Here is a 10,862-nt window from a genome sequence, read left to right as displayed (position 1 = left end):
TCCCCCGGCCTTCGGTCGAGAACCCCCCGGCCTTCGGTCGGGAACTCCCGCTCCTCGGTCGGGAACCCCCGGTCCGCGGTCGAGAACCCCCCGGCCTTCGGTCGGGAACCCCCGGTCCGCGGTCGGGAACCCCCCGGCCTTCGGTCGGGAACCCCCGGTCCTCGGGCGGGAGCCCTCAGTCCGAGATCAGGCCCTCGCGCAGCTGTGCCAGGGTGCGGGTCAGCAGGCGGGAGACGTGCATCTGGGAGATGCCGACCTCCTCGCCGATCTGGGACTGGGTCATGTTCGCGAAGAAGCGGAGCATGATGATCCGGCGCTCGCGGGGCGGCAGCTTGGCGAGCAGGGGCTTCAGGGACTCGCGGTACTCGACTCCCTCGAGGGCCGTGTCCTCGTAGCCGAGGCGGTCGGCCAGGGAGCCCTCGCCGCCGTCGTCCTCGGGGGCCGGGGAGTCGAGGGACGAGGCGGTGTACGCGTTGCCCACCGCGAGGCCGTCGACGACGTCCTCCTCGGAGACGCCGAGGACCGCCGCCAGCTCCGTCACCGTCGGCGAGCGGTCCAGCTTCTGGGAGAGCTCGTCGCTGGCCTTGGTGAGGGCCAGGCGCAGCTCCTGCAGGCGCCGCGGGACGCGGACCGACCAGGAGGTGTCGCGGAAGAACCGCTTGATCTCGCCGACGACGGTCGGCATCGCGAACGTCGGGAACTCCACGCCGCGTTCGCAGTCGAAGCGGTCGATCGCCTTGATCAGGCCGATGGTGCCGACCTGGACGATGTCCTCCATCGGCTCGTTGCGGCTGCGGAAGCGGGCCGCCGCGTAGCGCACGAGGGGGAGGTTGAGTTCGATCAGGGTGTCCCGGACGTAGGCACGCTCGGGGCTGTCCTCGTCGAGTGCGGCGAGCCGCAGGAACAGGGAGCGGGACAGGGTGCGGGTGTCGAGGCTCTCCGAGACGGCCGGAAGCTCCTGGGCCGGCGTGGCCTCCAGCGCCGGAGCGCCGGCGATGGCGCCATCGATGCTGTCGAGCACGTCGATGGCGTCGAGCTCCTTGGGCGCTGCCTCGCTGTTCGTGGGCATGAGCACCTTCGAGCTGCCCTGTTCTGCGGACATGCCACCCCCTTTGGGTCGCGGGACGGTCGCGGCGACGCTCCCCGGCGAGGAGCGGTGCCTTCACCTGAATACCGGAGCCTGAGCCCCGGCAAACGCGCTTCCGGCAGAATGTCACATGTCGGCAACACGCTGTAGTGACATGTCGACATGTGAAATGTGAATCAGCCCTGCGTGCAAGGGGTCTGACGGTTTTTCGTCCCTCAACTGTCGGGAAGTGCGCTGGTGAGCGATTCGCTCGCGACGGTGATGGCTCGATCCTGTTTGCGGTAATGACCTCGCCTGGCCCCTGGGGCCAGGTCTCGGTCCGGTAACGGAGTCAGGGCAGGCGCGGGCGAGGCCGGGGGCGGCTCCGGGGAGGGCTCTACGCCTCGATGCGGTTCGCCGAGCGCAGGCGCTGGAAGCTGCGGGCGAGGAGGCGGGAGACGTGCATCTGGGAGACGCCCAGTTCCGCGCTGATCTGGGACTGGGTGAGGTTGCTGTAGTAGCGCAGGAGGAGGATGCGCTGTTCCCGCTCGGGGAGTTGGACCAGGAGGTGGCGGACCAGGTCGCGGTGTTCCACGCCGTCCAGGGCCGGGTCCTCGTACCCGATGCGGTCCAGCAGGCCCGGCAGCCCGTCGCCCTCCTGGGCGGCCTCCAGGGAGGTCGCGTGGTACGACCGGCCCGCCTCGATGCAGGACAGCACCTCCTCCTCGCTGATCCGCAGCCGCTCGGCGATCTCGGCGGTGGACGGGGTGCGGCCGAAGGCGGTGGTCAGGTCCTCGGTCGCGCTGTTCACCTGGACCCACAGCTCGTGCAGCCGGCGCGGGACGTGCACGGTACGGACGTTGTCGCGGAAGTAGCGCTTGATCTCGCCGACGACGGTCGGCATCGCGAACGTCGGGAACTGCACGCCCCGGTCCGGGTCGAAGCGGTCGATGGCGTTGATCAGGCCGATGGTGCCGACCTGGACGACGTCCTCCATCGGCTCGTTGCGGGAGCGGAAACGGGCGGCCGCGTAGCGTACGAGCGGGAGATTGGCCTCGATGAGCGCCGCGCGCACGCGGTCGTGCTCCGGCGTGCCCGGCCTGAGCTCCTTGAGCTGACCGAAGAGCACCTGGGTCAGCGCCCGGGTGTCGGCGCCGCGACGTTTCTCCGGGGGCGGGGCGGGCGCCTGGGCGGGGGGCTGGGTCGCGGGCTGGGGCTGGGCCGGTGGTGGGCTCTGGCCGGCGGGCTGGGCGGGGGCGGGCGCCTCTTCCTGGGGCGGCGCAGAACTGGCCGACACGGTCAACGCCACCTCTTCATCGGTCAATCATCCGTCAAAAGCGGTCATAGCATCACAAGACATGTGCACTGTGTGCAAGCACCCCATCACCTCGTGTTGAGGTTGAATGACGGTTAGTTGGGGCATACGCGCACGAAAGCCCCCCGTCGTTCCCGGCGGAGGGCCATATCCGAAACGGAGGGGGGTGCTCAGAACTCGTAGTCGGCGATCACCCACGTGGCGAACTCCCGCCACTGCGCGGCGGCCGCCTGGTGGTCCGGGTGCTCCAGGTAGCGCTTCAGCGCGTCCGCGTCCTCCACCGCCGAGTTGATCGCGAAGTCGTGCGCGACGGGGCGGTCGGTGATGTTCCAGCCGCACTCCCAGAAGCGCAGTTCCCCGATCTTGCCGCCGAGCGCGGCGAAGGCCTCGGCGCCCGCGACGGCGCGCGGATCGTCGCGCCGCACGCCCTCGTTGAGCTTGAAGAGGACCAGGTGGCGGATCATGGGTACTCCCGGTGGGTCTACTTCGCCCCGTTGGCCAGCCAGGTGAAGAAGTCGCCGACGGCCTTCGCGGCGTCCGATATGCCCTGGAAGACTATCTGGACCCAGGCCGCCGCCCTGGGCGGGTCCGTGATGATGACGTACAGCGCGAAGACCACGAGCGCGTAGACGGCGATCTTCTTGGCGTTCACCGCCACCGGCCTCTCCCCTGGTTATCCCCTGTTGCCGGGCGCGAGTGTAACGGTCCGATCGTTTTGTATGACTAGCGGCGCGAAGGGTACTCGGATTTTTTAGACGACTTCCGGGGGGAGGCGCCCGGAACATGACGAAGGGCCCGGTCCATCGGACCGGGCCCTTCGCTTCACAGCGGTAGCGGAGGGATTTGAACCCTCGGTGACTTGCGCCACACTCGCTTTCGAGGCGAGCTCCTTCGGCCGCTCGGACACGCTACCGAGGGAGACCTTACAGCACCGGGGGCCGTGCGCCGAAATCGGTATTCAGGGGCCCGGGGCGGACCCCGCGACGGCGGCTCAGCGGGTGCGGAAGAACTCCGTGAGCAGCCGGGCGGACTCCCCGGCGAGGACGCCCTCGACGACCTCGGGACGGTGGTTGAGCCGCCGGTCCCGTACGACGTCCCAGAGGGATCCAGCGGCGCCCGCCTTCTCGTCGCGGGCACCGTAGACGACCCGGTCCACCCGGGCCTGGACCAGGGCGCCGGCGCACATCGTGCAGGGCTCCAGGGTCACGACCAGGGTGCAGCCGGTGAGCCGCCATTCGCCGAGCGCCGCGGCGGCCCGGCGCAGTGCGAGGACCTCGGCGTGCGCGGTGGGGTCGCCGGTGGCCTCGCGTTCGTTGTGCCCGGTGGCGAGGACCGTCGTACCGTCCGCGGACAGCACGACGGCGCCGACGGGGACGTCCCCGCCCTGGACGGCCTGGCCCGCCTCGTCCAGGGCGAGCCGCATCGCGGCCCGCCAGCGGTCGCGTACCGGGTCGGGGGACCCGGGTGCCTGGTGGTGGAGCGTCAGCGGACGGTCTCCAGGACGTCGGAGGCGCCCAGGGCCTCGGCGATCTCGCCGAGCGCGTCCTCGTCGAGCGACAGCAGTTCCTTGGCGGTCACCCCCAGGTCGTCGAGGATCCCGGGGTCGCCCACCGGGCCCGAGGGCACGGCCGAGCCGTCCGAGTCGTCGTCCTCCTCCGGCTCCGGCTCACCGTCCTCGGTGCCGTCGAGGTCGAGGGAGTCCAGGACGTCGGTGTCGTCCTTGGGCTCCCTGCCGAGCATTTCGTCGGTGAGCAGGAGCTCGCCGTACGAGCTGCGGGCGGCGGCGGCGGCGTTGGAGACGAAGACCCGGGGGTCCTCCTCACCGTCGACGCGCACGACACCGAACCACGCGTCTTCCTGCTCGATGAAGACGAGCACCGTGTCGTCGGCCTCCGAGGCCGATTCCCGGGCCAGGTCGGCCAGGTCCGACAGGGTCTCCACATCGTCGAGCTCTGTGTCGCTCGCTTCCCACCCGTCTTCGGTGCGCGCGAGCAGTGCGGCGAAGTACACCGTGACTCTCCCACTGGTCTTAGGCGTGCCGGTTGGGGGTCCCCCCGGCGGAGGTTCTGGGCGGGAAGAGCTGGGCTCCGAGCCCCACCCACTCGGAATCGTGGCAGAAACAAGGCGTTCAGGGGACGTCTTCGGCTCCCTGTGTCTGGCAGTTTTGATCGCACGTATGCAAAGAGCCATCCATGCGTCCCTGAACGCAGTCACCAGCGCACTCGTTGCCGCCACCTGCGGATCGTACGCGGGTTTTGCCGCGGCCCACGCACGGCCTTCCCCGTGCCGGACCGCAACGGGCCGCAAGCAGTGGATCTTTGCCGAAGGATCGGCTTCACGACTCCTGTGGACTCTTACCGACTCTTTCGGACCTTCGCGGGCTCTTACCGGTTCTCACGGGCTCCAGCCGGCCCTCACGGGCTCCGGCCGGTCCGTGGACTCCTGTCGAGGTCTACCAACGGAACGTCCTCATCCGCATCGCGTGTCGCAGCCGGGCCACTTTCGCCCGGCGGGGCTGGACGCGGTCGCGCAGCGCCCGCGCCTCGGCGAGTTCGCGCAGGAACCGGGCCCGGCGGCGACGCCGCTCGGCCTCGGTCTCGCCCTCCGGGGCGCCGTAGCCACGGTCGGGCTGTCCAGGCTGTCCAGACAGTTCAGGCACGTCGAATCACCCCACTTCGACACTCCCACTTTCCCCCGGACGGCCGGTTTGATGCCAGGTCCGATGTCGGGGTGTGGCAGGACGGACCTGCGCGGGGGGCGGTCGGGCGCGGTTACTGTTGTCGGCATGCGTCTCCACGTCGTCGACCACCCCCTGGTCGCTCACAAGCTCACCACGCTGCGCGACCAGCGCACCGACTCCGCGACGTTCCGGCGGCTCGCCGACGAACTGGTCACCCTGCTCGCCTACGAGGCGACTCGGGACGTGCGGACCGAGGCCGTCGACATCCGGACCCCGGTGGCCGCCACGACCGGCGTCAAGCTCGCCCGGCCGCGTCCGCTGGTCGTGCCGATCCTGCGGGCCGGGCTCGGCATGCTGGACGGGATGGTGCGGCTGCTGCCGACGGCCGAGGTGGGCTTCCTGGGCATGATCCGCAACGAGGAGACGCTCCAGGCGTCCACGTACGCCTCCCGGATGCCGGAGGACCTCTCCGGGCGTCAGGTGTACGTCCTGGACCCGATGCTGGCCACGGGCGGCACGCTGGTCGCCGCGATCCGTGAGCTCATCAGGAGGGGCGCCGACGACGTCACCGCGGTGGTGCTGCTGGCCGCCCCCGAGGGGGTCGAGGTCATGGAACGAGAGCTGGCGGGGACGCCGGTCACGGTGGTGACGGCGGCGGTCGACGACCACCTCAACGAGCACGGTTACATCGTGCCGGGCCTCGGGGACGCGGGGGACCGGCTGTACGGGGCGGCGGAGTAGCCCTCCGGGGGGGCGCGGTCGCCGTGGGGGGTGCGGTTCTGGGGCGGGCGCGGGTCCGTTGTGGCTGGTCGCGCAGTTCCTCCCCCAGCCTTCGGCCGGGGGTACCCCCAGCGCCCCTGGGTGGGCTTTTGTTGGCGGTGTTGGGGCGGGCCGCCCTGTCAGCAGGTTTTCTTGGTTGTCGCCTTGGGCTGGGGGGCCGTCAGGGCGGTGATCGCCTTGTCGGCCGTCGCCTGGGGGGTGAGGGACTTGAAGGCGTCGCCGATGATCAGGTCCACCGCGGTGCCCTTGCGGCCCGCCTCCGTGCGCTGGTCGGCCGCCGTCACCTGGGTGGCCAGGACCGGCAGCGAGGTCTTCAGGGCGGCGGCGGGACCGAGCAGTACCGCCGTCCCCTTGACCTTCGCGTCGAACGTCGCCGGCGCGTTCCCCACGTCGCCGATCCGGAACCCGCGCTTCTTGAGCGCGTCCGCGGTGTCCTTGGCCAGGCCCGTCCGGGTGGTCGCGTTGTAGACGTTCACCGTGATCTGCGCGGGCTTCGGGAACGCGGCGGCGGACGCCCCGGCCGCGGGACTCGGGCTCGCGGCGGCCTGCTTGACGCAGTCCCCCGCGGAACCGGCCGCCGAGGCCTTCCCGCCGCCACCCGTGAAGACGTCGATGAGCTGCAGTGTGCCCCAGCCGACCAGGCCGAGCGCGGTGACGGAGGCGACCACGGAGAGGGTCAGCCGGGTACGCCGCCGGCGTGGGCGCATGCGAGGGTATTTGTCCCCAGTGATCCGGTATTGGCCGCCCATGCCGGGGGGAGTCAGCATGCTCATGAGCGCAGCGTAGTGCGCCACGGGTGCGTTGACTAATAGATGATCATCCGACGGTGCCCGGTCCAACCCGAAAGGGGCAACCGGCGCCGAACGGCGGACGACGAGCGGGTGTCCGCGCGGGTGTCAGTCGAGTTCGAGCACGCGCGCGTGCAGCACCTGCCGCTGCTGGAGGGCGGCGCGGACCGCGCGGTGCAGCCCGTCCTCCAGGTACAGGTCGCCCTGCCACTTCACGACGTGCGCGAAGAGGTCGCCGTAGAACGTGGAGTCCTCGGCGAGGAGGGTCTCCAGGTCGAGCTGGCCCTTGGTCGTCACGAGCTGATCGAGGCGGACCGGGCGCGGTGCGACGTCCGCCCACTGCCGGGTGCTCTCCCGGCCGTGGTCGGGGTACGGCCGGCCGTTTCCGATGCGCTTGAAGATCACACGGAAAGCCTACCGGTCCTGACGTTCCGGGCGCAGCCATGGCGACCGAGTGCGACGCTGGAAAAGACGTTGTAAAGGTCATCAAAAAGGCAAAACCGGAACTGGGGGTCCGATGACGAGTTCTGCCGAACCCGCGGGAACGGCAGGAGCCGGCGCCCCGACCCCTGCCCCGGTCGCCGCGATCGCCTCCGGGTACGCCTTCACCGGCCCGGCGCTGGACCTCGGCGCCCTCCTGTGGGACGGGCAGTGCCGTCCCGACGTCCAGGTCCGCATCCCCCTGTCCGTGCTGAACCGGCACGGCCTGGTCGCGGGCGCCACCGGCACCGGCAAGACCAAGACGCTCCAGCTGATCGCGGAGCAGCTCTCGGCGCAGGGCGTCCCGGTGTTCCTCGCGGACGTCAAGGGGGACCTGTCCGGTATCGCCCGCCCGGGGCAGGGCGGCACGCGCGTGCTGGGCCGGGCGGCCGAGGTGGGCCAGCGGTGGACGGCGGCCGGCTTCCCGGCGGAGTTCCTCGCGCTCGGCGGGCAGGGCCGCGGCGTGCCCGTCCGCGCCACGATCACCAGCTTCGGCCCGCTGCTGCTGGCCAAGATCCTGCAGCTCAACCACACCCAGGAGCAGTCCCTCGGCCTGATCTTCCACTACGCGGACACCAAGGGCCTGGAGTTGATCGACCTCAAGGACCTGCACGCGGTGGTCGCCTTCCTCATCTCCGACGAGGGCAAGGCCGAGCTGCGCAACATCGGCGGCCTGTCGACGGCCACGGCGGGCGTGATCCTGCGTTCCCTGACCGCCTTCGAGGCGCAGGGCATGACGGACTTCTTCGGCGAACCGGAGTTCGACACGGCCGACCTCCTGCGGACGGCACCGGACGGCCGCGGCATCGTCTCGGTCCTCGAACTCCCCGCCGTCCAGGACCAGCCCCTGCTCTTCTCCACGTTCCTCATGTGGCTGCTGGCCGACCTCTTCCACGACCTCCCGGAGATCGGCGACGCCGACAAGCCGAAGCTGGTCTTCTTCTTCGACGAGGCGCACCTGCTCTTCGACGACGCCTCGAAGGCGTTCCTCGACTCGATCACCCGGACCGTGCGCCTGATTCGCTCGAAAGGGGTCGGCGTCTTCTTCGTCACGCAGACCCCGAAGGACGTGCCGTCCGACGTCCTCGCCCAGCTGGGCAGCCGTGTCCAGCACGCGCTCAGGGCGTTCACCCCGGAGGACCAGAAGGCGCTGAAGGCGACCGTGGGGACCTTCCCGAGGTCGCCGTACGACCTCGCGGAACTCCTCACGGGGCTCGGCACCGGCGAGGCCGTGGTCACCGTGCTCAGTGAGAACGGCGCCCCGACCCCGGTCGCGGCGACCCGGCTGCGGGCCCCGGAGTCCCTGATGGGTCCCGTCGACGCGGCCGAACTGGACGCCACGGTCGGGGCGTCCGACCTGCGGGGACGTTATGCACAGGCTGTGGACCGCGAGTCGGCGTTCGAGAAGCTCCAGCGGGCCACGGACACCCCCACGGAGACGGACCCGACCGGGGCGCCGGCCACGGCCGCACCCCCGGCGGCCGGGCAGCGGCACACGGGCCACGGGGAAGAGCCCTCGCTCGTCGAACAGGTCGTGCAAAGCGGGATGTTCAAGTCCCTCGCACGTTCGGTGGGGACCCAGCTGGGCCGGGAGATCACCCGTTCCCTCTTCGGGACGGCCCGCAGACGCCGGTGAGCCGGGCCGCCCGGCGCGGGCGACCCGGTTCCGTCCCGAGGGCTCAGCCGTGCTTCTGCTCCTGGGGCCGCGGCCTCTGCTCCTGGGGCCGCGGCCTCGGCGGCTCGGCCGCCTCCGCCCGGGGCTTCGGTGTGCTGCGGACGGCCTTCGGTGTGCTGCGGACGGCCTCGGCGCGCAGCAGGGCGCGCAGGACGGCGTACGGGTCTGAGGGCATGGCGGTGTTCCTTGCGTAGAGCGGACCGACCTGACAGGGGGGAGTGGGGCGTCGGGTCGGTCAGCAGCGCAGGACCACGGTGCGCAGCAGGGGTGCGGGATACGGCGGACGCGGGGCGGCCGGGCAGGCGGGCCGCCGGTGGCGGACGGCCGGGTCGTCGGACCCCGCGGCCGGGAGCGGCGCGGGGCGCTGGGGTACGTCGGCGCGATGGACGGTGCGGGCGGGTGGCCGCAGCGGGGTGTCGGGCACGTCGTGCTCGGCGGTCCCGGCCGCGGCGGCGGTGACAGGGGCGGTCGCCGCGGGGGCCGCGGAGGCCGCCGTGGGGACGCCGGCCAGCAGCAGGGCGAACAGCAGCGCCACGAGCGCCCGCAGCCGGGCGTGGCCGGGCCGCGGGCGACCGTGGGCGGGGCCGCTGCTCATGGTGGTCATCTCCCCGCGCCGTGGCCGGTGTTCATCGCGCCGGTCGGCAGAACCGCTCGCGCGGCGTACCTGCGGGGCGCGGGGTTGACGCGGTTCACACGGTGCGCGGGATGTGCCTGGCGCGGCTGCGCAGGCCGAACGAGGAGACGATCTCGACGATGCCGACCACCACCAGCCAGATACCGGCGACCAGGGTCAGTACGGCGACCGACTTGAACGGGGACACGATCAGCACGATGCCGGCGATGAAGGTGACGATCCCGAGGAAGATCATCCAGCCGCGGGCCGGCATCGCCGGGTCGTGCACGGCGGCGATCGTCTGGGTGATGCCGCGGATCAGCCAGCCGATCCCGATCCACAGGGCGAGCAGCAGGATCGACTCCAGCGGGCCGCGGAAGCAGAACAGGCCCAGCAGGATCGACAGCGCGCCGCTGATGAAGGCCAGCACGCGCAGCGAGGTCGTCTTGTGCGTGCCGAAGGCGGCGGCCAGCTGGAAAACGCCGCTGACCACCAGGTAGACGCCGAAGAGCACGCCCGCGACCAGCAGGGAGGCGCCGGGCCACACCAGGACCAGGACGCCGAGGATCAGTGAGGCGATCCCGGTGGCCAGGATGGTCCCCCAGGCGGCCTGGGCGAGTGCGTGCAGCGGCCCTTCGAACGGTGGTTCGGCCTCATGCCGCCCGACACCGTAGGCGTGAGCCCTGCGGTCGTCGTCGGCGGGCCCGGTGCTGTGGGGCTCGGTCATGCATCAAGGGGAGCCCCCGCCATCCGCCACCGCCACCACAGGGGGCCCGGCCGGGTGACGACCGGAAGGAGCGCGGGTCACCCGGCCCCACTCCCCTTCGGCCCCTTCGTCTCCTTCGCCGCCTTCGCCGCCGCCTTCATCTCCTGCTTGTGCGCCCGGACCTTCGCGAGTGACTCCGGCCCGGTGATGTCGGCCACCGACCGGAACGCCGACGCCTCCCCGTACGCCCCCGCCGCCTCCCGCCACCCCTTCGGCCGCACCCCCAACTGCTTCCCCAGCAGCGCGAGGAAGATCTGCGCCTTCTGCTTCCCGAACCCGGGCAGTTCCTGGAGCCGCTGCAACAGCTCCGCCCCGCCGTCGACGCCGCGCCAGACGCCTTCGGCGTCCCCGTCGTAGTGCTCGACCAGGTACTGGCACAGCTGCTGGATCCGCTTCGCCATGGACCCGGGATAGCGATGCACCGCGGGCTTCTCGGAGAGCAGCGCGGCGAACGCCTCCGGGTCCTGCGCGGCGATCTCATGCGCGTCCAGGTCCTCGGCGCCCATGCGCCGCGCGATCGTCGCCGGCCCCTTGAACGCCCACTCCATCGGCACCTGCTGGTCCAGCAGCATGCCGACGAGCGCGGCGAGCCTGCTGCGGCTGAGGAGTTCGTCGGCCTCGGCGTCCTGGGCGAGACACAGGGCGGGGGTGGCGGCGGCGTCGGCACGGGCGTCCATGGCTCGATGATCCCGCGCCCGG

General features: G+C 71.4%; 15 protein-coding genes and 1 tRNA gene. 2 read left to right on the top strand and 14 right to left on the bottom strand.

Annotation, left to right across the window (positions count from 1 at the left end):
* Positions 1-175 precede the first annotated feature (175 nt).
* From AB0G52_RS02825 to AB0G52_RS02790, 8 genes are all read right to left on the bottom strand, one after another.
* Positions 176-1,102, bottom strand: a complete 927-nt coding sequence (locus tag AB0G52_RS02825; protein ID WP_361333084.1) for an RNA polymerase sigma factor SigF — start codon at positions 1,100-1,102, stop codon at positions 176-178.
* A gap of 361 nt (positions 1,103-1,463) precedes the next feature.
* Positions 1,464-2,369, bottom strand: coding sequence for an RNA polymerase sigma factor SigF (locus tag AB0G52_RS02820; RefSeq protein WP_361333676.1), 906 nt, complete (start codon positions 2,367-2,369; stop codon positions 1,464-1,466).
* Between the two features lie 182 nt (positions 2,370-2,551).
* Positions 2,552-2,845 carry a Dabb family protein gene (locus AB0G52_RS02815; protein WP_132888233.1) on the bottom strand — a complete coding sequence of 98 codons (294 nt, stop codon included), beginning with the start codon at positions 2,843-2,845 and terminating at the stop codon, positions 2,552-2,554.
* Between the two features lie 17 nt (positions 2,846-2,862).
* The gene (locus AB0G52_RS02810) at positions 2,863-3,039 is read right to left on the bottom strand and encodes a hypothetical protein (RefSeq protein WP_165939313.1); all 177 of its coding nucleotides are present in this window, start codon (positions 3,037-3,039) and stop codon (positions 2,863-2,865) included.
* A gap of 170 nt (positions 3,040-3,209) precedes the next feature.
* Positions 3,210-3,294, bottom strand: a tRNA-Ser gene (locus AB0G52_RS02805).
* A gap of 78 nt (positions 3,295-3,372) precedes the next feature.
* On the bottom strand, positions 3,373-3,804 hold the full coding sequence (gene tadA, locus AB0G52_RS02800; RefSeq protein ID WP_132888232.1) for a tRNA adenosine(34) deaminase TadA: 432 nt from the start codon (positions 3,802-3,804) through the stop codon (positions 3,373-3,375).
* 59 nt (positions 3,805-3,863) lie between these two features.
* On the bottom strand, positions 3,864-4,391 hold the full coding sequence (locus tag AB0G52_RS02795; protein ID WP_132888231.1) for a hypothetical protein: 528 nt from the start codon (positions 4,389-4,391) through the stop codon (positions 3,864-3,866).
* Between the two features lie 442 nt (positions 4,392-4,833).
* Positions 4,834-5,031, bottom strand: a complete 198-nt coding sequence (locus AB0G52_RS02790) for a hypothetical protein (protein ID WP_132888574.1) — start codon at positions 5,029-5,031, stop codon at positions 4,834-4,836.
* Positions 5,032-5,166: 135 nt separating this feature from the next.
* Here AB0G52_RS02790 and upp point away from each other — a divergent pair, with 135 nt between their 5' ends.
* Positions 5,167-5,802: a uracil phosphoribosyltransferase gene (upp, locus tag AB0G52_RS02785; RefSeq protein ID WP_046726381.1), complete on the top strand. Its 636-nt coding sequence runs from the start codon at positions 5,167-5,169 to the stop codon at positions 5,800-5,802.
* A gap of 158 nt (positions 5,803-5,960) precedes the next feature.
* On the opposite strand, the gene AB0G52_RS02780 is transcribed toward upp, so the two are convergent.
* The gene (locus AB0G52_RS02780; protein ID WP_361333080.1) at positions 5,961-6,614 is read right to left on the bottom strand and encodes a LytR C-terminal domain-containing protein; all 654 of its coding nucleotides are present in this window, start codon (positions 6,612-6,614) and stop codon (positions 5,961-5,963) included.
* A 123-nt stretch (positions 6,615-6,737) separates the two neighbouring features.
* Complete coding sequence (locus tag AB0G52_RS02775) at positions 6,738-7,034, bottom strand: type II toxin-antitoxin system VapB family antitoxin (protein WP_003999914.1); 297 nt, start codon at positions 7,032-7,034, stop codon at positions 6,738-6,740.
* A 112-nt stretch (positions 7,035-7,146) separates the two neighbouring features.
* Here AB0G52_RS02775 and AB0G52_RS02770 point away from each other — a divergent pair, with 112 nt between their 5' ends.
* The gene (locus AB0G52_RS02770; protein ID WP_361333077.1) at positions 7,147-8,745 is read left to right on the top strand and encodes a helicase HerA-like domain-containing protein; all 1,599 of its coding nucleotides are present in this window, start codon (positions 7,147-7,149) and stop codon (positions 8,743-8,745) included.
* Between the two features lie 43 nt (positions 8,746-8,788).
* Here the strand turns inward: AB0G52_RS02770 and AB0G52_RS02765 are convergent, their stop codons facing one another.
* The 4 genes from AB0G52_RS02765 to AB0G52_RS02750 all read right to left on the bottom strand — a co-directional run bounded on the left by AB0G52_RS02765 (position 8,789) and on the right by AB0G52_RS02750 (position 10,840).
* Complete coding sequence (locus AB0G52_RS02765) at positions 8,789-8,959, bottom strand: hypothetical protein (RefSeq protein WP_361333074.1); 171 nt, start codon at positions 8,957-8,959, stop codon at positions 8,789-8,791.
* Between the two features lie 60 nt (positions 8,960-9,019).
* Positions 9,020-9,379: a hypothetical protein gene (locus tag AB0G52_RS02760; RefSeq protein ID WP_361333071.1), complete on the bottom strand. Its 360-nt coding sequence runs from the start codon at positions 9,377-9,379 to the stop codon at positions 9,020-9,022.
* Positions 9,380-9,473: 94 nt separating this feature from the next.
* On the bottom strand, positions 9,474-10,124 hold the full coding sequence (locus tag AB0G52_RS02755) for an HdeD family acid-resistance protein (RefSeq protein ID WP_361333068.1): 651 nt from the start codon (positions 10,122-10,124) through the stop codon (positions 9,474-9,476).
* Between the two features lie 77 nt (positions 10,125-10,201).
* On the bottom strand, positions 10,202-10,840 hold the full coding sequence (locus tag AB0G52_RS02750) for an HhH-GPD-type base excision DNA repair protein (RefSeq protein WP_361333065.1): 639 nt from the start codon (positions 10,838-10,840) through the stop codon (positions 10,202-10,204).
* Between the last annotated feature and the right edge of the window lie 22 nt (positions 10,841-10,862).

Source organism: Streptomyces sp. NPDC021562, from assembly GCF_040640875.1.
Taxonomy (GTDB): domain Bacteria; phylum Actinomycetota; class Actinomycetes; order Streptomycetales; family Streptomycetaceae; genus Streptomyces.
The sequence above is the reverse complement of the archived record's forward strand: the minus strand, read 5'-3'. Positions and strand labels throughout refer to the sequence as shown.